The organism is Nitrosospira briensis, assembly GCF_900115125.1.
In the GTDB taxonomy this organism is placed as follows: domain Bacteria; phylum Pseudomonadota; class Gammaproteobacteria; order Burkholderiales; family Nitrosomonadaceae; genus Nitrosospira; species Nitrosospira briensis_A.
Window position 1 is genome coordinate 1 of the sequence record NZ_FOVJ01000004.1, and the last position, 23,865, is coordinate 23,865.

The 23,865-nt window shown below is 56.1% G+C and carries 23 protein-coding genes and 1 tRNA gene; 16 read left to right on the plus strand and 8 right to left on the minus strand.

All coding sequences use genetic code 11. The features are described 5' to 3' along the window. Window positions 1-370 precede the first annotated feature (370 nt). The 4 genes from BMZ14_RS09675 (at window position 371) to BMZ14_RS09690 (ending at window position 4,400) form a co-directional block, all read left to right on the plus strand. Complete coding sequence (locus BMZ14_RS09675; protein WP_371265734.1) at window positions 371-931, plus strand: hypothetical protein; 561 nt, start codon at window positions 371-373, stop codon at window positions 929-931. Between the two features lie 119 nt (window positions 932-1,050). Continuing rightward, window positions 1,051-1,599 carry a hypothetical protein gene (locus BMZ14_RS09680; protein WP_074797282.1) on the plus strand — a complete coding sequence of 183 codons (549 nt, stop codon included), beginning with the start codon at window positions 1,051-1,053 and terminating at the stop codon, window positions 1,597-1,599. 327 nt (window positions 1,600-1,926) lie between these two features. Then, window positions 1,927-2,298 (plus strand): copper resistance CopC family protein, encoded by a 372-nt coding sequence (locus tag BMZ14_RS09685; protein WP_074797284.1) that lies wholly within the window; start codon window positions 1,927-1,929, stop codon window positions 2,296-2,298. After that, window positions 2,295-4,400: a CopD family protein gene (locus BMZ14_RS09690; protein ID WP_074797083.1), complete on the plus strand. Its 2,106-nt coding sequence runs from the start codon at window positions 2,295-2,297 to the stop codon at window positions 4,398-4,400. The genes BMZ14_RS09685 and BMZ14_RS09690 overlap by 4 nt, the downstream gene beginning before the upstream one ends. A 192-nt stretch (window positions 4,401-4,592) precedes the next feature. On the opposite strand, the gene scpB is transcribed toward BMZ14_RS09690, so the two are convergent. The 6 genes from scpB to BMZ14_RS09720 all read right to left on the minus strand — a co-directional run bounded on the left by scpB (window position 4,593) and on the right by BMZ14_RS09720 (window position 9,613). Further along, window positions 4,593-5,273, minus strand: coding sequence for an SMC-Scp complex subunit ScpB (gene scpB, locus BMZ14_RS09695; RefSeq protein WP_074797084.1), 681 nt, complete (start codon window positions 5,271-5,273; stop codon window positions 4,593-4,595). Continuing rightward, the gene (locus BMZ14_RS09700; RefSeq protein ID WP_256208540.1) at window positions 5,239-6,048 is read right to left on the minus strand and encodes a segregation and condensation protein A; all 810 of its coding nucleotides are present in this window, start codon (window positions 6,046-6,048) and stop codon (window positions 5,239-5,241) included. The genes scpB and BMZ14_RS09700 overlap by 35 nt, the downstream gene beginning before the upstream one ends. Before the next feature lie 114 nt (window positions 6,049-6,162). Beyond that, window positions 6,163-7,365, minus strand: a complete 1,203-nt coding sequence (locus tag BMZ14_RS09705; RefSeq protein ID WP_074797086.1) for a tryptophan--tRNA ligase — start codon at window positions 7,363-7,365, stop codon at window positions 6,163-6,165. 58 nt (window positions 7,366-7,423) lie between these two features. After that, a complete protein-coding gene (locus BMZ14_RS09710) occupies window positions 7,424-8,071 on the minus strand; it encodes a site-2 protease family protein (RefSeq protein WP_074797087.1) in 648 nt (215 codons plus the stop codon). After that, complete coding sequence (locus BMZ14_RS09715; protein WP_074797088.1) at window positions 8,064-8,696, minus strand: L-threonylcarbamoyladenylate synthase; 633 nt, start codon at window positions 8,694-8,696, stop codon at window positions 8,064-8,066. The genes BMZ14_RS09710 and BMZ14_RS09715 overlap by 8 nt, the downstream gene beginning before the upstream one ends. A gap of 74 nt (window positions 8,697-8,770) precedes the next feature. Then, on the minus strand, window positions 8,771-9,613 hold the full coding sequence (locus BMZ14_RS09720) for a 3',5'-nucleoside bisphosphate phosphatase (RefSeq protein WP_074797089.1): 843 nt from the start codon (window positions 9,611-9,613) through the stop codon (window positions 8,771-8,773). Window positions 9,614-9,803: 190 nt separating this feature from the next. Here BMZ14_RS09720 and cysG point away from each other — a divergent pair, with 190 nt between their 5' ends. After that, complete coding sequence (gene cysG / locus BMZ14_RS09725) at window positions 9,804-11,267, plus strand: siroheme synthase CysG (RefSeq protein ID WP_074797090.1); 1,464 nt, start codon at window positions 9,804-9,806, stop codon at window positions 11,265-11,267. A gap of 60 nt (window positions 11,268-11,327) precedes the next feature. Here the strand turns inward: cysG and BMZ14_RS09730 are convergent, their stop codons facing one another. Then, window positions 11,328-11,966 carry a peroxiredoxin gene (locus BMZ14_RS09730; protein ID WP_074797091.1) on the minus strand — a complete coding sequence of 213 codons (639 nt, stop codon included), beginning with the start codon at window positions 11,964-11,966 and terminating at the stop codon, window positions 11,328-11,330. A gap of 133 nt (window positions 11,967-12,099) precedes the next feature. Here BMZ14_RS09730 and BMZ14_RS09735 point away from each other — a divergent pair, with 133 nt between their 5' ends. After that, a complete protein-coding gene (locus tag BMZ14_RS09735) occupies window positions 12,100-12,381 on the plus strand; it encodes a hypothetical protein (RefSeq protein ID WP_074797092.1) in 282 nt (93 codons plus the stop codon). A 163-nt stretch (window positions 12,382-12,544) separates the two neighbouring features. Here the strand turns inward: BMZ14_RS09735 and mltF are convergent, their stop codons facing one another. After that, on the minus strand, window positions 12,545-13,939 hold the full coding sequence (gene mltF / locus BMZ14_RS09740; protein WP_256208543.1) for a membrane-bound lytic murein transglycosylase MltF: 1,395 nt from the start codon (window positions 13,937-13,939) through the stop codon (window positions 12,545-12,547). A gap of 99 nt (window positions 13,940-14,038) precedes the next feature. Here mltF and BMZ14_RS09745 point away from each other — a divergent pair. From BMZ14_RS09745 to tssG, 10 genes are all read left to right on the plus strand, one after another. Beyond that, window positions 14,039-14,131, plus strand: a tRNA-Ser gene (locus tag BMZ14_RS09745). 844 nt (window positions 14,132-14,975) lie between these two features. Beyond that, window positions 14,976-15,989 carry a type VI secretion system protein TssA gene (gene tssA, locus BMZ14_RS09755; RefSeq protein ID WP_074797095.1) on the plus strand — a complete coding sequence of 338 codons (1,014 nt, stop codon included), beginning with the start codon at window positions 14,976-14,978 and terminating at the stop codon, window positions 15,987-15,989. A gap of 178 nt (window positions 15,990-16,167) precedes the next feature. Further along, window positions 16,168-16,680, plus strand: coding sequence for a type VI secretion system contractile sheath small subunit (gene tssB, locus BMZ14_RS09760; RefSeq protein ID WP_074797096.1), 513 nt, complete (start codon window positions 16,168-16,170; stop codon window positions 16,678-16,680). 30 nt (window positions 16,681-16,710) lie between these two features. Next, on the plus strand, window positions 16,711-18,201 hold the full coding sequence (gene tssC, locus BMZ14_RS09765) for a type VI secretion system contractile sheath large subunit (protein WP_074797097.1): 1,491 nt from the start codon (window positions 16,711-16,713) through the stop codon (window positions 18,199-18,201). 101 nt (window positions 18,202-18,302) lie between these two features. Then, on the plus strand, window positions 18,303-18,785 hold the full coding sequence (locus BMZ14_RS09770) for an Hcp family type VI secretion system effector (protein WP_074797098.1): 483 nt from the start codon (window positions 18,303-18,305) through the stop codon (window positions 18,783-18,785). A 164-nt stretch (window positions 18,786-18,949) separates the two neighbouring features. Next, window positions 18,950-19,435, plus strand: a complete 486-nt coding sequence (locus BMZ14_RS09775) for an Hcp family type VI secretion system effector (RefSeq protein WP_074797286.1) — start codon at window positions 18,950-18,952, stop codon at window positions 19,433-19,435. 27 nt (window positions 19,436-19,462) lie between these two features. Continuing rightward, window positions 19,463-20,299, plus strand: coding sequence for a type VI secretion system accessory protein TagJ (locus tag BMZ14_RS09780; protein ID WP_177186957.1), 837 nt, complete (start codon window positions 19,463-19,465; stop codon window positions 20,297-20,299). 2 nt (window positions 20,300-20,301) lie between these two features. Next, on the plus strand, window positions 20,302-20,814 hold the full coding sequence (gene tssE, locus BMZ14_RS09785; protein WP_074797099.1) for a type VI secretion system baseplate subunit TssE: 513 nt from the start codon (window positions 20,302-20,304) through the stop codon (window positions 20,812-20,814). A 104-nt stretch (window positions 20,815-20,918) separates the two neighbouring features. Beyond that, on the plus strand, window positions 20,919-22,793 hold the full coding sequence (gene tssF / locus BMZ14_RS09790) for a type VI secretion system baseplate subunit TssF (RefSeq protein ID WP_074797100.1): 1,875 nt from the start codon (window positions 20,919-20,921) through the stop codon (window positions 22,791-22,793). Beyond that, window positions 22,769-23,818 carry a type VI secretion system baseplate subunit TssG gene (gene tssG, locus BMZ14_RS09795; RefSeq protein ID WP_074797101.1) on the plus strand — a complete coding sequence of 350 codons (1,050 nt, stop codon included), beginning with the start codon at window positions 22,769-22,771 and terminating at the stop codon, window positions 23,816-23,818. The genes tssF and tssG overlap by 25 nt, the downstream gene beginning before the upstream one ends. Window positions 23,819-23,865 lie beyond the last annotated feature (47 nt).

A 23,865-nucleotide genomic window follows, 5' to 3' on the forward strand; every position in this document is an offset into this window, starting at 1 on the left:
GGCGATCGCAACATCAACAGCATAGCCGGTGCGGTCATACCGGTCTTCACCAAGCTGTAACAAGAGGAAGCCCCGGGCCGGCTCCCAAGGGAGCGGGCCCGGGCTCCCGAGGCATGACGACACCGGTCCGCCACCGTCACCCGACGGAAAGGTGGATCGGTGTTTTTTAACGTAGTGATGTAATAGCGCAGTAACGAAATAACGTGGCAGTACCAGCTAATAGATAGCTGCCAATGGATAGCTGCAATGAAATTGCGCCCTACCGGATGCGCACACTTGTATATACCGGACAGAACAACCGATATTCGTGAACAGTATAAAATGCAAGCGAGAGGCCCCGTTCGTGCTTAGGCAGCAAGCCAGCCGGCAAATTACCCGGGCAAGCGTCGTCCTGGTCCTGATCGCAGCACTCCATGCGGGGACTGCGGCGGCCCACGGCAAGGTCTCGCTGGAAGAAGACAGCTGCGTGCGCCGCATTGGCGAGAGCATGGTGCATTTCAGCGCCTACCAGCCGCAATTCGAACCCACCGCCCAATACTGCACCGAAATACCCAAAGGCGGCGACACCTATCTCGTGGTCGACCTGGTTGATGAAGCCTTGCGCGGCATGCCGATTGGCATGCGCGTGGTGCGCGGCACGAGCGAGACCGAGGACGAGACCGTAAGCTACCTGCGCCCGAGCTACCACCCGGACGGCGTCATCAGGGGCGAGACCAACCTGGACCAGGGGCTGTATACTGTCATCATCACGGCCGAAGGCCTGCCCCCGCTGCGCTACCAGTACCCCCTGCGGGTACAGATGATCAACTACGGGAACATCTTTCGCGCCGCGGTAGGCCCGCTGATCGGCCTGCTGCTGCTGGCCCTGCTGGGCTACAAGCTCATGAAATCCAAGCGCGTGCAGCGCTGGCGCGCATCGCGCCGCCCCTGACCCTTGGCCCCGTAACCTTGAAGCCCGCTACCGGATCCGCCTTGCGGATCAACCCTTCATCATTCTTACAGGTGATATTAATGTCCTTACACTCTCTCAAACCCGCCCTCGTGATCCTGATGCTTGCGATCGGCATTCCCTTCTCCACGCAGGTGGCGGCCCATGGCGGCCTGTCGCTCGCCGATGACGTGTGCAAACTCACGATCGGCCCCTACACCATGCACTTTACCGGCTATCAGCCCGACAGCACGCAGGAGAAGGAATTCTGCGAAGACATCCCGGCCACCGGCCGCACCGTTGTAGCCCTCGACTACATCGAAGAAGCGCTGCGCCCCCTGCCCACCGAAGTGCGCATCATCCGCGACACCGGCGCAGGCGAGCAGGCCGGCAACGAAGCGAACCTGGACGAGATCACCATCCTGCACATCCCGGCCAAGGTCTACCCCAATGGCTCCATCAACTTTGAATACCAGTTTGCCCAGCCCGGCAAATTCGTGGGCCTCGTGACCGTCACCGACAAGGAGAAATACGTCTCGCGCTTCCCCTTCTCCGTGGGCGAACCCAAAGGCACCTCGCCCTACCTGATCGTGGCATTGGCAGCCCTGGTGGTGGGCGCCGTGGTGTTCTTCCTGCGCGGGCGCAAATCCGCAAAAGTCAGCACCACCTGAGGCCGAAGCCCGGGCCCTGTCCCCTGCCCGGGCAAGGGGGCAATATGTGGCAGCAAGGCTACCCCCTGCGGCTGAACCATAGGCAGGCAACAGGGTCCAAACAAGAATAAGTTCGATAACAAGCGATAACAAGAAGTTCGATAACAAGAAGTCAATCAAAAGCGTTCAATAAACCTCGCGCGCCCGGAGGAGAATAGCCTCAGGCTGCGCAATCAAGAAGGAGGAGCAAGCATGCGATCAATAATGGTTCCCGCCTTAAACTCAAGCCTGCATTCAGCCCGGGGCGCAAGCTTGACGCCAGCCCCGATCCTGCCCTTGAAGTGGCTCATGGCGGGCGGCATCCTCATCTTCGCGTTTGCCTGCCTGCAAAGCGCCCCGGCCTTCGCGCACGCCATGCTGGTCAAGGCGGAGCCCGCGCGGCGCGCGCAACTCACCCAGGCGCCTTCGCAAGTGCGGCTCTGGTTCAACGAGGAAGTCGAGAAGGACTACGCCTCCCTTTCCGTGCTTGACCCGGCCAAGTCCCCCGTGACCGACGCCTTGCCCCGGATTGCAGACGATGACCCCAAAGCCATCGTGCTGGCGCTGCCGGAACTGGCACCGGGCAAGTACACCGTTAAATTCCGGGTACTGTCGGTGGACGGCCACGTGGTTGACTCGTCCTACGACTTCACGGTAAAGAGCAAAGCACCGGCAAAATGATCGAGGTCATCGCGACGCTCCTGCGCTGGTCGCAGCTTGCGTCCAACATGATCCTGGTTGGCGCCTGCGTCTTTCTGGCCATTGCCGGCTCCATCCACTCCCCCTGGGTGAGCCGCCTGGAGCGGGCCCTGCCCTGGCTTGCCCTCATCCTGCTGGCGGGCCTGCTTGGCATACTTGCCACCACCACCGCGCAGGCCACCGGCGTAGCCGAGAACGTCTGGCGCCCGGAGGCCTGGATGGCGCTCGTCCAGAATACCCGCATGGGGCAGATATGGGTGGGACGCGCAGCCTGCGCCCTCCTGGTTGCAGCCATCACCCTCTATATCCGCTTCTCCGCCCCGGCGCGCTGGCAATACATCCTGTGCGCAACCGTTGCCGCCGCCGCCCTGACCGTAGGCTCGCTCGCCAGCCACGCCGCAGCGGAGGACCTGTCCCTGGTATCCATCCTGCCCTACGCCCTGCACATCATCATGGCCAGCATCTGGTTTGGCGCCCTGCCGGCCTTCCTCGTAGTCTGTTTCGCCTGCACCGAGGAACCCGCCCCCGGAGAGACAAAAGGAGGGGGCGCGGCGCGCCCCGGCATCCAGACCGAGGCCATCCAGCGCATCCATGCCGTATTTCAATCGCGCCAGCAAACGGTCCAGGCGGACACCCTGGCCCTGAAGCGCTTTTCCAGCTATGCGCTGCCTGTCATGCTGGGCGTGATCGCAACCGGCCTCATCATTACCTACCGCATGGTCGACAACAGCTATGGGGCACTCGTATCCACCTCCTACGGCTGGCTGCTCGACGCCAAGGTCGCCCTGCTGGTGGTGGTGCTCGTCATCGCCTCGCGCGCGCGCTCCACCTGGCTGCCGCTTTTCTCCGAGAGCGCGGATTCCGATCTCGGCAGGGCCGGCGGGCAGCGCCTGCGCAAATGGGTGAGCTTCGAATTCATGCTTGCGCTGGGCATCGTGCTCCTTGCCACCATCGTGGCCAATACCGTGCCGGCCAAGCACGCCATCATTCAGGAATGGCCCTATTCCTTCCGCTTCTCGCTTGCCGCCACCTGGGGCGATCCCACGGTGATGGCGCGCGTATGGAGCGGGGTGGGACTCCTGGCTACAGGCGGGGCGATCTGGGCGTTCGGACGGCTCAAGCACTGGGACAGGAAGCTGCGCCTGGGCCTCCCCGCCCTGCTTGCGGTCATCGCCTTGAGCGTCGCCCTGCCGCCCCTGGCGATTGACGCCTATCCGGAGACCTACCGCAAGACGCCGGTGCCGTTTGACACCATTTCCATTGCCAACGGCTCGGCCTACTTCGCGGAGAACTGCGTGGCCTGCCACGGGCTCCAGGGCAAGGGCGACGGGGTCATGGCCAAGAGCTTTGCCAAGCCGCCGGTTGACATGCTGACCGAGCCGCATACCGCCAAGCATACCGCAGGCGACTTCTTCCACTGGCTGACCTACGGCATTGCCGATACCGGCATGCCCTCCTTTGGCGACAAGCTCTCGGAAGAGGACCGCTGGGACGTGGTGAACTTCCTGCACGCCATGTCGCGCGGCTACCAGGCGCGCCTCATGAGCCCGAAGGTCAATCCCGAACAGCCCCAGCCCAACATGAGCCCGCCCAACTTCTCCTACAGCGCGCAGGATGGCTCAAGCGGCACCCTGAAGGACTTCCGCGGACAGAAGAACGTATTGCTGGTCCTCTTCTCGTGGCCGGAGTCGAAAGAGCGGCTGGCGCAGCTTGAGCAGCTGCATGCAAAATTGAGCGCGGCCAACACCGTGCTGCTGGCCGTGCCGGAGGATGATCCCACCGAGCAGGAGCTGGCGGAGGTCATCAATAATGTCTCCTTCCCTGTCGTGACCCAGGGGGACGACGAGATCGTGCAAAGCTATGTCCTGTTTCGCCGCACCCTGAGCAAGCCCGACCTGCTGGGCCCGCCGACGGTGCCTCCGCACATGGAATTCCTGGTGGACCGCTTCGGCTATCTGCGCGCACGCTGGATTCCCAATGCAGACGGCCCGGGATGGTCCAGCGCCGATATGCTGGTGCAGCAGGTCGCACAGCTCAATCGGGAGGGGGAAATACTCCCGCCCCCGGGGGATCATGTGCATTGAGCGCAGTGAGCAGTGGGTGGGTGACTGTCTGGAAGGTAAAAAATCGCGGGACTAGCTAAGTGATGAGTAAACATCACTGGTACCACATTCTTTGTGACCCATCACCCTTTCATCCCTCACTATCTTTTGATAACTTTTGATCATCGTTTTTTGACGGATGCCCGATGCGGAACGATGGACGGTTCCTGGACCCTATTTTCCTTCTGTTGCAGGAGAGGCGCGCAAAAGTGGTGCTGAATGAGTGGTGTCAGCAGCCGCGTCAATCTCTGGTGCAGCCACCGATTCCGCGGCTTCCCCGGTTTCAATAAGCGACCCCAGTTCTTCCAACGGCGGCAGCTCTTCCAGCGACCGCAGATTCAGGTCATTCAGGAAATCGGCCGTTGTGGCGTACAGCGCAGGTCTGCCCGGCACGTCGCGGAATCCAATAGCCGCTATCCAGCCGCGCGACTCCAAAGCCTTGAGTACCGGGCTGGAAACCGCAACGCCCCGTATTTCCTCGATGTCGCCACGCGTCACAGGCTGGCGGTAAGCGATGATGGCGAGCGTTTCCAGCACAGCGCGAGAGTAACGCGGCGGCTTCTGGGGATTAAGGCGGTCAATGAATTGTTGCATCTCGGGTTTGGCGTGGAACCGCCACCCGCCGGCGACATTCACCAGTTCCACTCCCTTTCCATTCCAGTCCCAGCGTAATTCCTCCAGCAACCGGCGCAGAACCTCCGTGCCCAGTTGATCGTCGAACAACTTTTTGAGTTCCGATAAGGGTAAAGGCTCCTGGCTGACCAGTAATGCCGTTTCCAGGATCCGCTTGACCTCGGCAGGACTGGATGAACCGGGAGAACTAGATAGCGGTAAGGGAACTGATTGGCCTGACATAAATGATTCCAAAAGCACAAGGCTGGCTAATTTCCACCTGATTTTCTCTCACAAGTTCCAGCAGGGCCAGAAAAGTTACCACAAGTTCCGGCACTCCGGCAGCGGCATTGAATAACTCATTGAACTCCACGAAGTTGTGGCCGCTTAGCTGGCGCAGGATGCGGCTCATATGCGCTCGTACCGAAAGCTCCTCCCGGCTGATATGATGCCCCCGGTTTGCCAGGGAGCGGGCCATCAGCGCGAGCCAGGCGCCACGGAGATCATCCACGCCAACCTCAGGCAGCCGCTCTACCACCACTGGGTCTATCCATACTCTCGCCAGTGTAAAATCGCGCTCCACTTGCGGCATTTCATTGAGCCGCCCGGCCGCAACTTTCATCTGCTCGTATTCCAGCAGGCGCCGCACCAATTCGGCGCGCGGATCGCTATCTTCCTCATCTCTTGCAACAGGCTTCGGCAGCAGCATACGGGACTTGATTTCAATCAATACCGCGGCCATCAGCAGATATTCCGCCGCCAGTTCCAGCTTATTGGCCCGCATCATCTCAATATAAGCCATATACTGCCGGGTGAGTTCCGCCATGGGGATGTCCAGCACATCCAGATTGTGCTTGCGTATAAGATAGAGCAGTAAATCAAGGGGTCCCTGGAACGTGTCGAGAAACACTTCCAGCGCATCCGGTGGAATATACAGGTCGGCTGGCAGTTCCGTGAGCGGTTCGCCATGGATTTTCGCGAGCGAATTAACAGCGGCAGGGGAAGGGGAATCGTTCACTTTGAGCATCCGCCGGCAGCATACCAAAACAGGCGCGCATCTTGCTCATGGCTTCGCTTCGGCGCGCCTGCCATCACCACACGCCTGGCCGCTTTCCATAGGCCAAAGACGCACTCAGGAATAATCCAGCCCCATTGCTTCCCTGACATCGCGCATCGTTTCCTGAGCGAGCTCGTCCGCCCTCTCACATCCGTCAGCAATGATGTTGCGCACCAGCGTGGGGTCTTCCTCGTACATCCGGGCGCGCTCGTGCATGGGCTTTTGCTCCGCCAATATCGCGTCAATAACAGGTTGCTTGCAATCCAGACAGCCGATACCGGCAGTGGTGCAGCCAATATGCGCCCATTCCCTGGTTTCCTCGTTCGAGTAGACCAGATGAAACTGCCATAGCGGGCACTTGGCGGGGTCCCCAGGATCACTGCGCCGAACCCTTGCAGGGTCTGTCGGCATCGTTCTGATCTTTTTTATTACATCCGCCTCATCTTCCCGCAAGCTGATCGTGTTATTGTAGGATTTGGACATTTTCTGGCCATCCAGTCCCGGCATTTTCGATGCCAGGCTGAGCATGACTTCGGGCTCGGAGAGAATCATTTTCCCGCCGCCCTCGAGGTACCCGAATAGCCGTTCCTGGTCACCCAGGCTCAGATTCTGCTGTTCATCCAGCAAAGACTTTGCCGCCGCCAGCGCCTGTTGATCGCCGTGTTCCTGATAGCGGTTTCGCAATTCACGGTAGACACGGGATTTCTTGGAGCCAAGCTTTTTTATCGCCATCTCGGCTTTCTCACGGAAACCCGTTTCCTTGCCGTATATATGATTAAAGCGCCTCGCGATCTCGCGCGTAAACTCGATATGCGGCGCCTGGTCTTCGCCTACGGGCACGCGCGTAGCGCGGTAAATAAGAATATCCGCGCTCTGCAGCAATGGATAGCCAAGAAAGCCGTAAGTGCTCAGTTCCCTCTCGGATAATTTCTCCTGTTGATCCTTATACGAGGGGACCCGTTCCAGCCAGCCCAACGGGGTGATCATCGAAAGCAGGAGATGCAACTCGGCGTGCGCCGGAACCTTCGATTGAATGAACAATGTCGCCTGGGCCGGGTCAACACCGGCGGCCAGCCAATCAACCACCATATCCCAGACATGTTGCTCTATGACTTCCGGCGTATCGTAATGAGTGGTGAGCGCATGCCAGTCCGCAACAAAAAACAGGCATTCGAACTGGTGTTGCAACTCTACCCAGTTTTTCAGCACACCGTGGTAGTGCCCCAAATGCAGCCCGCCAGTAGGCCGCATCCCCGACAAGACTCGATCAGCAAACATATTTTACTTGCCCTTAATAATCCTGGACGTCCCTGGTCAAAACCCAAGGCCCCGTTTCTCAGGTTTCAAATCCGAAAAACCATACAACCATTTGTATCGTAAACCCGATAAAAGGTCCGATAACAGCCCCAAGCACGCCCGTCATCAACAGAAGCACGAGGATCATAAAGCCATAAGGTTCTATCTTCGCAAAAGTATCGGCCATGCGATGCGGAAGAAGGCTGACCGCAACCCTGCCACCGTCCAGGGGTGGAAGCGGCAGCAGATTGAGCACCATCAGTATGACGTTGATTTTGATTCCCGCTTCGCCCATCAATATCATTGGATCGGACAGATTGCTCTCTGGCAGGCCAAGGCCAAGCTTGATTACAAAACCCCAAAGAAATGCCATGAACAGATTTGCGCCCGGCCCGGCAAGCGCTACCCAAAGCATGTCCCGTTTCGGATTCCGTAGCGCGGAAAAGTTGACCGGCACCGGTTTGGCCCAGCCGAACAGAATCCCGCCCAGCATTAGCGTTACCACTGGAAGAATGATCGTTCCCAAAGGGTCGATATGACGAATGGGATTCAGGCTGACGCGTCCCTGAGTGTAGGCAGTGAGATCGCCAAAATGCTTGGCCACATATCCATGTGCGGCCTCATGCAGCGTAATCGCGAAAATCACCGGTAGCGCATAAATGGCAATATTCTGGATAATGCTATCCATGCGTGAATCCGAAAGGCGCGACGCTGCCCTTACCCTGCCGCACCAGGTTTGGCATATCGCCAGTCAAGTCGATTACCGTGCTCATCTCCAGTCCACACGCGCCGCTATCCAGCACCAGTTCTACCTGGCGTTCCAGGCGGGAGCGAATTTCCCCGGCATCATTGAGGGGAAACTCATCTCCGGGCAGCATCAAGGTAGAACTCAACAGCGGTTCATTCAACTCAGCGAGCAGCGCGTGAACTACCGGATGATCGCAAATCCTTACCCCGATGGTGCTGCGTTTGGGATGCTGCAAGCGACGCGGCACTTCCCGCGTAGCAGGAAATATAAAAGTATAAGAACCGGGTGTACACGCCTTGAGCAATCTGTGTTCGCGGTTATCGAACTGTGCGTAACGGGAGACTTCGGCGAGATCTCGGCACATTAGCGTAAAATGATGATGCTCATCCACCTGGCGGATTGCGCGAATTCGTGTCATGACGGCCTTGTCACCCAGGTGGCCCCCCAAGGCATAGCATGAATCGGTTGGATAAACGATTACGCCCCCGGCTCGTATGATGGCAGCAGCCTGTCTTATCAGGCGCAACTGTGGGTTATCGGGGTGAATGGAAAAGAATTGGGCCACGTAAGCGACAGTTGTTGATTTCTAAAGGCCGGTATTTATATTGAACCTGAACCGCAGAGCAAGCATTTCGCCCATTACGCGGTTCCCTTCCAGTCATGCCATACCGGCGTACAGCCGTCGGGTAATTGCGGCATCCGGCCCAGGTCAAAATAGCTCTCCCCCGGAGCGTGAAAGTCCGAGCCACGCGACGCCAGCAAGCCCAGCCGCTGGCTGTGGCGCGCAAACAGCAAGGACTGTTCGGGCGTATGACTGGACGTGACAACCTCGATTGCTTCCCCGCCAAGATTGCGGAATTCCAGCATCAGTTCATCCAGCGCGCCCTTACCCAGCTTGTAGCGGCCAGGATGTGCGATCACCGCTCTGCCACCGCTGTTGCGTATCCAGCTGACTGCGTCACTCAATGGCGCCCATCGGTGCGGCGCATACCCCGGTTTGCCTTTGACCAGATACTTCCTGAATACGGATTTCGCATCTTTGGCATAGCCCTGCTGAACCAGAAAACGGGCGAAATGCATGCGTCCCAGCAGATGCCCATCCCCGGCATGACTGCGAGCTCCTTCAAAACTGCCATGAATTCCGAACTTGTCGAGTTGTGCCGCGATATTACGGGCGCGCACCGTCCGGCCATCACGGATGGCGCTCAGGCCGAGGGCCAGTTCGGGATGTTCCGGATCTATGCCAAGCCCGACAATGTGCAAAGTCTGGCCACGCCAGTCGACGGAAATTTCTACCCCGGTGATAAACGTAATATTTGCCTCGCTGGCAGCCCGACGCGCTTCGTCCAGCCCCCCCACATCGTCATGGTCGGTCAACGCCAGGACGTCAACCCCGCGCGCAACCGCATGCTCCACCAACTGCGTGGGTGTCAGCAAGCCGTCGGAAACCGTGGAATGACAATGAAGATCGATATTTAGCATTAAGCGGCTAGTTGGCGCGAAGCAAGAGGTGCATCATAACAAATAAGCCGCACCATGAAAAATGAACTGCCGGGAAGAAGACAGAATCACGACGTCTTTCGACAGTACGCGTGCGTTGGCCAGCTCATGCTAATCGATTTTCGGGTAAAGTAGTGCGTTGAACAACTCGTCATTGTCGCTTGCGAAACAGATGGATTTTTTGCCGATCTTCCTCGATATAAAGAACCGCGATTGCGTAGTAGTGGGCGGAGGAGAGGTGGCTGCCCGAAAGGTCGCGATGCTATTACGTGCCGGTGCACGTGCCACGGTAGTCTCTCCCCAGCTTGGCGTGGAACTGCGCGAACAGCTTCAGCAGGGCAGGATTAACTATTGCGCCCACCCCTTTCAGACCGAAAATCTGGATGGCGCTGTTCTAGCCATTGCCGCTACCAGCGACCCCATAGTCAACCAGCAGGTATCCGAAGCGGCGGGACAACTATGTATTCCTGTCAATGTCGTCGACAACCCGGCTTTATGCTCTTTTATCATGCCGTCGATCCTCGATCGCGCACCCATCCTGGTCGCGATATCGAGCGGGGGTGCATCGCCCGTACTTACCCGACTGCTGCGGTCCCGTCTGGAAACGATGATACCTTCAGCGTATGGACGTCTTGCGGCTTACGCGGCGGATTTTCGGGAGCAAGTGAAATCCCGCTTTTCACGTCCCGAGACGCGGCGCAGGTTCTGGGAAAGCGTATTGCAGGGGCCGTTTGCCGAGATGGTCTTTGCTGGCAAGGATAGGGCGGCAAAAGCCTATCTGGAGCATCTACTCGAAAACGAGGCTGACGATACGGCTCAGCGAGAGGGAAGTGGAGAGGTAAGCGAAGAGGCAAAGGGCGAAGTTTATCTGGTAGGCGCCGGGCCGGGAGACCCTGAATTGCTGACTTTTCGCGCCATGCGCCTGATGCAGCAAGCGGATGTGGTCGTTTATGATCGTCTGGTATCGCCTGAAATACTCGATATGGTTCGCCGGGACGCGCCACGTATTTACGCGGGCAAGGAGCGCAGCAAGCACACCATGCCGCAGGAATCGATTAATGAGCTATTGGTACGGCTGGCGAAAGAAGGCAAGCGCGTGCTGCGCCTGAAAGGAGGCGACCCCTTCATCTTTGGCCGTGGGGGAGAGGAAATAGAAACCTTGTCCGGCGAGGGCATTCCTTTCCAGGTGGTTCCCGGCATCACTGCGGCAACCGGGGCAGCGTCTTATGCCGGTATTCCCCTCACCCATCGCGACTATGCCCAGTCTTGCATCTTTGTGACCGGCCACCTGAAGGACGGCAGCGTGGACCTCGATTGGCCCATGCTGGCACGGCCAAACCAGACCATCGTTATTTATATGGGCCTGCTGGGATTACCCGTTTTATGCCGCCAATTGATTGAGCATGGCCTGCCTGCCGTAACCCCCGCCGCCATCGTGCAGCAGGGAACCACTCACAAGCAGCGAGTACTGACCGGGTCTCTTGCGACCCTGCCCGGCCTGACCGCTTCCGCCAAATTGATCCCTCCCACGCTCATCATCGTCGGCGAAGTCGTGAAACTACATCAGCGCCTGGCCTGGTTCGAGCCGGAGAGCGATCTGCATGCTGACGAGCCGGCGCAAGAGGCAGGGCGATAATAAGCGAACGTATTGCGCCGGTTTGTCTGCACCGGCGCTTTCAAAACTGATGACAACGCGCTATTTATTCGGCTGCGGAGTGATGCGCAGATATGGACGCGGCGCTTTGTAACCTTTGGGGAATTTCTGGTTCAGCACCCCTTCGTCCTGGATTGTAAGCGGAATGATTACGTCGTCCCCGTCCTTCCAGTTTCCCGGCGTAGCTACCGTGTAGTTATCGGTAAGCTGCAGCGCATCGATAACCCGGAGAACCTCGTCGAAATTCCGGCCGGTGCTCATGGGGTACGTAATAATGAGCCGCACTTTCTTTTTCGGGTCGATGATGAACAGGGACCGGACCGTCATCGTTTCCGACTGATTCGGATGAATCATGTCATACAGAACCGCAACCTTTTTATCCACATCCGCGATAATCGGAAAGGCTACGCTGCAATTTTGCGTTTCTTCAATGTCTTTGATCCATCCGGCGTGCTTGTCCACCGGATCGACCGACAGTCCGATCGCCTTCACGTTGCGCTTGTCGAAGTCGGATTTGAGCTTTGCCGTCAGCCCCAGTTCGGTGGTACATACCGGCGTGTAATCGGCGGGATGCGAAAACAGTACTGCCCAGGAATCTCCTATCCATTCGTGAAATTTAATCTTGCCGATTGAGGAATCTTGCTCGAAATCAGGTGCGGTATCGCCCAAGCGTAAGGTCATGGCATTCTCCCTAAGATAAACATTGGTTAAAAATTGTTTACAGTTGATGGCTCAATATAGCCTGACTGTTGCAAGGACTCAACAATTATTATTTGCAATCATTATCCTAAATCCGGTAGTTGGGCGGGGTGGAGTGAGCGGTTTTTGGGGTGCAGGGCAAGGCGCAACGACGCGGAATGGCGCGACCGCGCAGGGCGGAGCAGTGCCTTCCGAAGGAAGGTGCGACCCTGTAGCGGGATGCGGCGCCATAACGCGGTCGCGGCATCCCCTACGCTGCCCGATCCCTGCTTCGCAGGGCCCCCTCGTGCAACGCTTCGAGGCGCCCCATTCCAAGGAGTTGCAACGCAGCCATGGGCCACAAAAACCGTTCAATCTGCCCCGTAGCGAACTCACCAAAGAGGTGAAGGCCAAGTGATACAAAAAGTCGCGGTGGATCATAAAGCTAAATTGAAAAATAAGCGGTCAACTGCCGGATTTAGGATTACGTAAGCGTAGATGAGGCTGATGATTGATTAACTCTTTTTTCCTTCTCGATCCTTCGAAGATACATTCGGCAACTGAATGAAAACGTATTACCTTCACCATAAGGAGCCGGCCTTTTTGGCAACCGGAAAACCCCATGAATAAGGACGTTCATATTTCAGCAAAATTTCGTAGTAGGTCCGCACGGACTCCGTCAGTATGACGGCTTCGCCGCCACGCGCATAGCCATGTTTCAAGGTGCGGAAATACTTGCTTTGGCTCAGTAGCGGCAGTGTTTTTTTTAGGTCTACCCATGAATCGGGGTTCAGGTTAAGACGCTGTGCCAGAATGCGCGCATCTTCTATATGGCTGGAGCCCTGGTTATATGCTGCGAGGGCGATCCAGGTGCGGTCCGGTTCCTTGATACGGGTAGGCAATCTATCTTTCAGAGTCGCCAGGTAACGTGCTCCCGCGAGTATGCTCTGCCGCGGGTCCAGGCGATCGGTCACTTTCATCCGGTCGGCCGTGATTTCCGTCAACATCATGAGGCCGCGTACATTGGCGGGAGAAACCGCCAGCGGATTCCAATGTGATTCCTGATAGGCCAGCGCTGCTATCAGACGCCAGTCGATCGCCGTCAATTCCTCGGCCTCGTGAAAATATTCGCGCAAATCCGGTAATACAATCCGCCTTTTATCCAGAATGCCGATCACATCCGTCTGCTGAAGCCGCTGAACATGTCCGTAATAACGGTCCAGCAAGCGCACGAGGGTCCCATCCTGTTCGATGCGAATAAAGAATCGCCTTGCCGCGTCCAGCAACTCTCGCTCCGCAAAGGGTGAAAATGCCCATGCCCTGCCGGTGGACTGCCCTAAATCGAAGGCTGCATCCAGGTTAGGGTAAAAATTCTTCGCAAGATTGATCTGGTTTGAGTCCGCGATCACATAATCGACTTTACCCTCTGCCAGTTTTGCCAGCAGATCCTCGGCCGTGATATTCCTTTCAGTCCATTTCAGACCCGGAACCTGCTGCTTTGCTTTATTCAGCTGTTCGGCATACGTAGATCCGCTTGCTATTTCGATGGTTCTCCCCGTGAGTTGATGGATATCTTTAGGTCTCCGATAGTCTGTGTTGTACGCGACCTGGGGTTGTATAAGCTGATAAACCGGGCCGAACTGGGCATGCAAGGCGTGCTTGGAACTGATGCTCAATCCCGCAACAAGATGCCCTTTATGCTTCTCCAGGCTCGACAAAGCCTGATCCAGTCTCGGCACTATTTTGAATCGTACCTTTATTCCCAGGTCGCGCGCGAACTCGGAAGCGAGGTCATGTTCCAATCCGGCATAAGCGCCTTCCGCATTTTCGTAATAGGTATGGGGACTATTAACCGTAAGGACCACCAGCTCATCGGTTTTACCAAACGGCAAGACCGATTTTTCAAATGAATCACAGGCGGCAAGCAAGAGAACGCCACCGAAAGCGACAATAAACAAGCGGGGGAAAATGTGCATGGAGAAGAGACAAGCAGAATTCCTGAACATTCTGCCATGTTGTCTTGGACGAGCGCGAGAAAAAGGCGGGATAAACTGGTAAAATAGCAAAACTTCAATGGAGAGGTACCGAAGTGGCCATAACGGCGCTGACTCGAAATCAGATGGTCAGGGTAACCTGGCACGTGGGTTCGAATCCCACCCTCTCCGCCAATATAGTGGGTAGATTGTTCTCTTATCTTGCGTAATAGCTCATCTCAAACGTCAATAATTGTGGTCGGTCCCCAATGCTGTTCATCTACCGTGTATTGATGCCCAAATAACTTCGACCCCATACCGTGCTGATAGTTAATCCTGCTTTTGATTGCGCCCAACCATCTTTGGAGACGCGGTCGAAGGTCGGTCATATACCTCATCATGAGCTTGTTAGCTGATTTCCAGCGCGGGCGCTCAAACGATCTTGCTAGCGTAACGTCGGTTCTGAAGCCGACGGATCTTGTGCATCTTGACGGTGCACGCTTTCATATATGTCGACGTGGGGCTAGCGCGCCCATTCTCAATTGCTCTACGCATCTGATCGCGCGCGCCGATCTAGCTGCTCATGTGTTTGCGCTTTGCCCCGGTTATATAATTGGAGCCGTCGCGGATGTAAAGCAAGTTGCGACGGGCGAGTCTTACGACAGCTATCTTGTCCTTCGCTCTTCCATCAAAAAAAAGTATGTCGTTGCAAGGCAGAATCGTCTCTGGAATTTTCAGGGTAACCACCTTCTTGTACCGTGCGCAGTAGGGTGGGCCTTGTATCAGGCATTCCCGTCGGAGTTGAAAATCCTTTCAGGTTTTTGGTATAGGCCCTTTTGCTAGCTACAACAGCTACGCTGTGGGAAACATGTGTGGATTGTCGTTTCCAGCCTTACGGCTGATTCCGGAACCCCGCCTATTAAAACCCCATTGACGTAAATGTGAATTTAGAGCATCGTAGAATCGATCAATTTTCTAGGCCGATGGGCAAAAATTTATCAAGGCCACCGGCACACAGAAGTAAAGGAGTGATGGTTCCATGGACTTGGAAGTACTGCTTGCCCCCATCTCGCTGAACTTGCCTTGCGGCCCCGATCTTGAGTACGACGCGGAATTTATGGGTCTTGAACAGGCAAGCCAGGGTAAGCCTGAGCGTCAGACCGGGCAAACCATCATTCCTGCCGAAGAGCCTAATTGGGTGGACGTCAAGCAGCGCGGAGAATCTCTTTTTTCCAGGACCAAGGATTTGAGGGTAGCGGTACCGCTTATGCGCGCTATGACGCATTGTGATGGTACTTCTGGACTTGCCTCCGGTCTGACGCTGTTGTACGGGCTACTGACCAACTACTGGGAATGCGTTCACCCGGGCCTCGATCCTGATGAGGATAACGACCCCGCGACCCGCCTTAATGTGCTTGCGTCACTGGCAAACCCGGGGACCGTGCTTCGTGACGTGCGTAGCGTGAATTTCATCAGTACGGGAAGCCATGCACGGCTGTCTGTTCGGGATATCCTCACGGCGACGAGTAAGCTTCCTGCTGCAACTGGAGCTGTCATTCCGACTCAAGCCGAGATTGAGGAAATCCTACGTCTTCCTGAAAATGCTTCCTCTGTACAAGCTTTGCAGGATGCTTTGATTGCCGTGGACGGTATGCATAAGTTCCTCGGAGAAAAGGTCGGCTATGACCGTGTACCAGACCTGCAACCGCTCAAGGATATACTCAAGACCATCGTGCAATTGTGCCCAACGAATTCGGGAGCCGAAAAAATGCCTATGGATGCGGAAGGAACAACGGTTGCTCCAACAGCAGGGGACACGGCGCCGGTACCTGCAATACCCGGAGAAATTCAGAGCCGTGCAGATGCGGTCCGAATGCTGGAAAAGATATGCGAGTTTATTGAGAAAACCGAGCCGGCAAACCCGGCGCCATTATTTATTCGGCGTGGACAACGGCTCATGACCAAGAATTTCGTCGAGATCATGCAGGACCTGGCGCCGGACAGTTTGAATCAGATCAAACAAATTGCCGGCCTTGAACAGAAGAAACCGTAAATAAGCTCAAGGGGATTGGGCGTAAAAAAACAAGCTTGCATTCTTGCGCATGTCATCCGCAGCGTCTAGAATCAATTCGGAGAGGATAGAAAACAAAGCATAAGCAGGCAGGTCAGTATTTTGACCGCAACCGGATTTCAGCGCGGTCTCTGAATCATCTTTCAAGGGGAATAGAGCTATGGCACAGAGCAGTCAAAAGTTCATTGCGCGCAACCGCGCGCCTCGTGTTCAGATTGAGTACGATGTAGAACTCTACGGCGCGGAAAAGAAAATTCAACTCCCTTTCGTCATGGGTGTCCTGGCAGACTTATCGGGTAAACCAACGGAGCCTTTGCCGCCCGTTGCGGACCGCAAGTTTCTGGATATCGACGTCGACAACTTTGACGACCGCATGAAAGCAATCAAACCGCATGCCGCTTTTCAAGTTCCCAATACCCTCACCGGGGAGGGAAATCTTAGTGTGGATATCACCTTTGAGAGTATGGATGACTTTTCACCTGCGGCTGTGGCCCGCAAGGTGGATGCCCTCAACAAATTGCTTCAGGCACGACAGCAGCTTTCCAATCTCGTGACCTATATGGATGGGAAAACCGGCGCCGAGGAACTGATAGCGAAGGTGCTGAACGATCCAGCCCTGCTTCAAACGCTTGCTTCCAGCAAAAAGCCCGCAGACGAGAGCGGTGCATCGTGAAACTGATCGAATGAGTCCGAGGAGACAATAATGGCGGAAACGCAACAGCAGGCCCCAGAGGCGGAAGTCGCCAAGCTGGAGGAGAGCGAATTTGAATCATTGCTGCAGAAGGAGTTCAGGCCCAAGTCCGACGAGGCCAGGGGGGCTGTCGAACAAGCCGTGCGCACACTGGCCGAACAGGCGCTCGCACAGACCCAGCTTATCGGCCAGGATGTAGTTAAATCCATCGAGGCGATTATCGCCGAGTTGGACCGCAAGCTTTCGGAGCAGGTGAATCTTATTATGCATCATCAGGACTTCCAGAAGCTGGAAGGTGCCTGGCGCGGTCTCAGTTACCTGATTAACAATACGGAGACCGATGAGATGTTGAAGATCCGCTTCATGAACATCTCTAAAAATGATCTGGGCAAGACTCTCAAACGTTACAAAGGCACCAACTGGGATCAGAGCCCGCTATTCAAGAAGGTTTACGAAGCGGAATATGGGCAGTTTGGAGGGGAGCCGTTCGGCTGCATGGTTGGCGATTACGCCTTCGACCACAGCCCGCCTGATGTCGAACTGCTTGGTGAAATGTCCAAAGTCTCAGCCGCGGCCCACATGCCCTTTATTGCCGGTGCAAGCCCAACTGTAATGCAGATGGACTCATGGCAGGAGCTGGCGAACCCGCGCGACCTCACAAAAATTTTCACCACCCCCGAATATGCCGCCTGGCGCTCATTACGAGAGTCCGAAGATTCTCGGTACCTAGGACTGGCTATGCCCCGCTTTCTTGCGCGCATACCCTACGGCGCCAAGACCAGCCCGGTGGAAGAATTCGATTTCGAGGAAGATACGGGAGCGGCCGATCACAGTAAATACACCTGGGCCAATGCCGCTTATGCCATGGCGGTCAATATCAATAAATCCTTCAAACTCTACGGATGGTGCTCGCGCATTCGCGGTGTAGAGTCCGGTGGTGCTGTGGAAGGGCTACCCGTCCACACTTTTCCGACCGACGACGGGGGTGTTGACATGAAATGTCCTACCGAAATCGCCATCAGCGATCGCCGGGAAGCGGAGCTCGCGAAGAACGGGTTCATGCCGCTTCTACATCGCAAGAATTCCGACTTTGCTGCTTTCATCGGTGCGCAATCGCTGCAGAAGCCTTTTGAATACGACGATCCCGATGCCACCGCGAATGCCAACCTCGCCGCACGGCTGCCGTATCTATTTGCCTGCTGCCGTTTCGCGCACTATCTGAAGTGCATCGTGCGCGACAAAATTGGTTCGTTCAAGGAGCGTGCCGACATGCAGATATGGTTGCAGAAATGGATCATGAATTATGTAGATGGAGATCCCGCGCACTCGTCTGAAAGCACGAAGGCGCGGAAGCCCCTTGCCGCAGCCGAGGTTGTTGTCGAAGAAGTCGAGGGAAATCCGGGTTATTACACATCGAAGTTTTTCCTGCGGCCACACTATCAACTCGAGGGCCTGACCGTATCGCTGCGTCTGGTATCCAAGTTGCCATCGCTGAAAAAATAAGCCCCTGGCTCCTGGCTATCTGTCCGGTCATAGATATACTGAAACTGGTTAGAGTATTTGGGCCGTAACGAAAAACTTAGTTCTTTTACGAGGAGATGATCATGGCCGTTGACATGTTTTTGAAGCTGGGTGATATAAAAGGTGAATCCAGCGATGACAAGCATAAAGATGAGACCGATGTACTAGCCTGGAGTTGGGGAATGAGCCAGTCGGGTACGACCCATTTGGGCTCCGGAGGGGGTGCGGGCAAGGTGAGTGTGAATGACTTGTCTATTACAAAATATGTCGACAAGGGAACGCCGACACTGGTAATTTCGTGCTGTAACGGCAAGCACTTCGACGAGGGGGTGTTGACTGTACGTAAAGCGGGTGAGAGTGCACTTGAATATCTCAAGATCACGATGAAAGAAGTTCTTATCTCATCAATTTCGACCGGCGGCAGCGGTGGCGAGGACAGGATTACAGAAAACGTCACGCTCAATTTTGCAGAATTTAAAGTGGAATACACACCGCAGAAAGCGGATGGAAGCGGCGATGCGGCGATCGAGGCTGGATGGAAAATTGCTGCTAACGTCAAGGCATAGAGAGCACGCTGCAATGCTCGAGCAGCAGTCATGATGAGGCCGGGCCGCTCGCTTCATCAGTTGGGATGATTCTGTCGAACGTCGTTTTTGTGTACTCATAGCTTGGGTTGGCGGCGTCTGAGAATCACGCCGCTTTGATTAAATCCTTTGATCGATGAATGGCCATGGCCCTCGGAGATATGTTTCTTATGGTAGATGGTGCTCGTCAGGGCCCCATCAAGGGTGAAGCGCAGGATGAGGACCACAAGGATGAGATCGATGTGCGGGATTGGTCATGGGGCATGCAGGCGAAGACCGCATTAAGCGGTGGCGGTACAAGTCCAAAGGCTACCCTGAGCGAGTTGAACATCGTCAAGCAAGTGGATAGCGCATCAACAGGCTTGATGGCGGCAATGCGTAATAACGATCTGATAAAGAAAGCGGTGCTCACCGTACGCAAATCTGGAGGGACCCCGCACGAGTTCTTCAAAATCACTATCGAAAATGGCCGCATAACCGCGCTTGATGTCGATACTGCCAGCTTTACATCGACCGGCTACCTTTCTGAAAGGCTCAGCCTGGCCTTTCAGAAGATTAGCGTGGAATACATTCCGCAGGGGCCGGAGGGCCTTCCCCAGGGAAGCATGCTATTCGACGCCGAGATATCCTGAAGCTCTTATTCCAATGGAGGAATCGCCATGAGCATCGCGAGTGCTGCCGAGCAATGCCTGCGTGATGGAGATCCCGCCCGGGCCTTGCCAAGGCTTCAGGAAGCGGTTCGCGCCACGCCTGACGACGCGAAGTTGCGAATCTTTCTGTTCCAGCTTCTTTCCGTGCTGGGGCAGTGGGAGCGTGCGCTCAATCAGTTGAACGTAGCGGCCGAGCTCGACCCCATAGCTTTGGCGATGGCACAGATGTATCGCGAGGCGTTGCATTGCGAGGTACTGCGTGCGCAGGTGTTCGAAGGAAAAAAGTCGCCCATGGTTTTCGGTCAACCGGACCAGTGGCTGGCGCTGCTGATCGAGTCACTGCTGCTCGTTGGACAGGGGAAGCATCGCGAAGCCGACGCGTTGCGCGTAACGGCATTTGACGAGGCGGACGCAACCAGCGGCATTATCGATGGTCAGCCGTTCGGCTGGATCGCCGATGCGGACAGCCGTTTAGGGCCAGTATGCGAAGCTATTATCAATGGCCGCTATTACTGGGTGCCGTTTTCCCGCCTTCGCGCCGTAACGATCGATGCTCCGGAAGATCTTCGGGATGTGGTCTGGATGCCGGCGCATTTTCAGTTTGATAACGGTGGCGAAAGCGTTGCTCTGATTCCGACCCGATATCCCGATTCCGAAAAAAGCGATGATGGACAACTTCTACTGGCACGCAAAACCATCTGGCTCGAAGCCGCACCGGATGTTTACCACGGTTTGGGCCAGCGAGTGTTCGCTTCGGATAATGGTGAGGTTCCTCTCATGGATGTCCGGCAGATCATGCTCGGCCCAGACGCCGGTGCCGCGTCCGCCAATTCGGTTGCCGATTAATCATGACCGACCCGGTTCCGCAGGAACGGCTGCAACCTGCGCTGCTGGACCGCCTTGCTGATAACGAACCGGAAAAGAAGCTGGAACCGCGCGAAGCGCGGGTTATGAACAAGGCTCAATTAAGGGAGGCAGTGCTCCGTGATTTGGCATGGTTGTTCAATACGACCAAGCTTGACAGCCATGAGGATTTCATCGGATTCGATTTTGCGGAGCGCTCCGTTATCAACTTCGGCCTTCCGGCACTCTCCGGCGAAACGGCTTCCACGCTGGATATTATTGAACTGGAACGTTCGATAAAGCAGGCAATCATCGACTTCGAACCTCGTATCGCGCCTTCCAGCCTGCAGGTTGAAGCTTTGGTTACCGACTTGCAGCTTGATCGTCATAATGTAATCAGTGTGCAGATCAGGGGCGAGCTTTGGGCCTACCCTGTACCGCTGGAGCTGCTGCTGCGGACCGACGTGGATCTGGAAACCGGACAGGTGGAAATCCGCGATCTGGCGCGATGGGGATAGCTAAGGGTTCTTCACTGCAGCAACTGCGCCTGGTAATCAAGCGTGTGATCTTGCTTGAGGTTCGGAACATAATCTTACAACTCGGTTAGCGCGAGCGCATGTAAATGGATCCCCGCCTGCTGCTTCACTACAACCAGGAACTCGCCTACCTGCGTGAAATGGGGGCTGAATTCGCCCAGCAGTTCCCGAAGATCGCCGGTCGCCTGGGCATGGAGGGTATAGAGGTTGCCGACCCCTATGTAGAGAGGCTGATGGAAGGCGTTGCATTCCTTGCCGCCCGGGTGCAGCTCAAGCTGGATGCGGAATTTCCGCGCTTCACTCAGCGTTTGCTGGAAATTGTCTACCCCAACTATTTGGCGCCAACACCGGCGATGCTGATCGCCCGGTTCCAACCGTTGCTTTCCGAAACCAATCTCGCACAGGGATTCACCATTCCCCGCGGCAGTTCGATGCATAGTCAGCCGGGCAAAAACGATGCGACTGCCTGCGAATTCCGCCTTGCACAGGATACTGCCCTCTGGCCGCTGGAAATCACCCGTGCGGAATACTTTACTTTCGCGCCCGATCTGCCACTCAATAAATTGCCGCTGTCGCAACCCATCAAGGGGGGAGTGCGGCTCAGAATCAAAACGACCGCAGGGTTGAAGTTCAACGAGCTCAGCCTGGACCAGCTGCGGTTATTCCTGTCGGGTAGTGACGAGGTAGCCTACAAACTGCACGAACTGTGCCTTGGCGCGCCGCTGGGTATAGCGGTCGCCCCAGCCATGGAGCCCTGGCCCTGGCACCAGTTTCTGCCTGCGCGCAACATCCAGCCGGTGGGCTATAGCGATGAGCATGCGCTTTTGCCGGTCAACCTGCGCAGTTTTCAAGGATATCGGCTCTTGCAGGAATATTTTGCGTTTCCGCAGCGCTTCTTATTTCTCGACATCGAGGGTTTGGGACCCGCGGTGCGAAAGCACGCAGGCGACGAATTGGAGATTGTTCTGCTGTTTTCACGCGGCGAAACAGTTTTGGAAAACATTGTCGACCGCGCCAATTTCTCTCTTTTTTGCGCGCCTGCGATCAATCTGTTTAACAAGCGTGCGGACCGTGTTCACCTTACCGACAATACCTTTGAATACCATGTTGTTCCCGACCGGACACGGCCCATGGATTTCGAGGTTTTTGAAGTGACCAGCGTGACAGGCTATGGCGTGGGCAGCGACAGCGAACGTCCTTTCCTGCCATTTTACGCGGCCTACCATACCGAATCAGTTGGCAAGCAGGGCTATTTCACCCTGCAGCGTGAGCCGCGTCTTTTATCGGTAGCGCAAAAACGCGTCGGGACACGCTCCAGCTATATCGGCAGCGAAGTTTTTCTTTCGCTGGTTGATCCCGAAGAGGCGCCGTACTCCAGCGATCTCAGACAACTGGCAATCACCACCTTATGCACCAATCGCGACCTTGTGCTACAGATGCCCTTGGGTTTGGGGAAGACGGATTTTACCCTTGATACCGCGGCGCCGCTTGAAGCGATTCGTTGCGTTAAAGGACCCTCCCGGCCTTATTCGCCTCTATGGACGGGAGCGCTTGCCTGGCAATTCGTGAGCCACCTGTCGCTCAACTATTTATCCCTCATGGATAACAGCGAACACGAAGGGGCCGCAGCCTTGCGGGAAATGCTGGAGCTGTATGCGATGACTACCGACGCCGGCGTAAAAAAGCAGATAGAGGGGGTCCGGAAGCTATCTGTGAGGCCCATCATAGGACGCCTGCCGAGCCCGGGCCTTATAACCCATGGCCGCGGACTGGAAATTGTGCTTCAGCTCGAAGAACTCGCCTTTCAGGGTAATAGCGCGTTTCTTTTCGGCAGCGTAATGGAACAGTTTTTCGCGCGGTACGTTTCACTGAACTCCTTCACGGAGACTGTGCTTTCCTCAAGCGAACGAGGCGAAATCATGCGTTGGAGGCCGCGATGCGGAACGCGCCCGATCCTTTGAGTTATTTCAGGGCGCTGGAAGACAAACCTTTCAGCTTCGATTTTTTCCAGGCGCTGCGACGCATGGAATGCCTGCATCCGGACAAGCCCAGGCTGGGTAGAGGCATGCGCCCCATAGACGAGCCGTTGCGGCTTGCCCAGGAGCCTTCAATGACGTTTGCGCCTTCCACACTTTCTGCGTGCAATCCGCCTGCGGAAGGTAAGCCGGGGCGCATCGAAGTCAGGTTTTTTGGTCTTCTTGGACCCAATGGCCCCCTCCCGCTGCACCTTACGGAGTACGGGCGTGGGCGGCTGATCAACGCGGGAGATGCTACTTTCGTGCGTTTTCTCGATATGTTCAACCATCGTTTTCTTCTCTTCTTTTATAGAGCATGGGCGCAAGCGCGTCCCGCTGTTAGCCTGGACAGGCCACGTGAGGACCGGTTTACGGTCTACGTCGGCGCGCTTGAAGGCATGGCCGGGGACAAGCTCCGCGGACGTGATGACATAGGCGATTTTGCCAAACTCTTCTTCGCTGGCCTGCTCGGCCGCCAGGTACGCAACCGCGACGGTCTCGTTGCGCTGTTGACATCTTATTTTCACGTGCCGGTCCAGGTGGAGCAGTTTGTTGGCCATTGGATGCCGTTGCCCCCGCGCGAGCGCACGCGTCTTGTTGCGGGAGAGCCGGGTGCGCAGTTAGGGTGTGGCACGGTGCTGGGGGCCAGAGTCTGGGATGCGCAGCATAAATTCAGAATCTGGCTTGGACCTCTTACGTTAAGTCAATACGAGAGCTTTCTCCCCGGGGGCAAGGCAATTGACCGGCTTGTGGCTTGGGTACGGCAATATTTCTGTTTTGAATTCGAGTGGGATGCGCGGCTTGTGCTCGCTCGCCATGAGGTGCCGAAGGTTCGTCTGGGCCAATTCGGACGGCTGGGCTGGACAACATGGCTGGGGACGCGTCCGACCGCAACCGACGCAACCGATTTGACGCTGGATGCGGAGCGGCTGACTTCCACAGGACCCGGGGTTACCGGCCGCCCCGACTGAATAGAAAAGCATGAATCAAAAACATTGGTATTCTTGCGAAAGCGGAA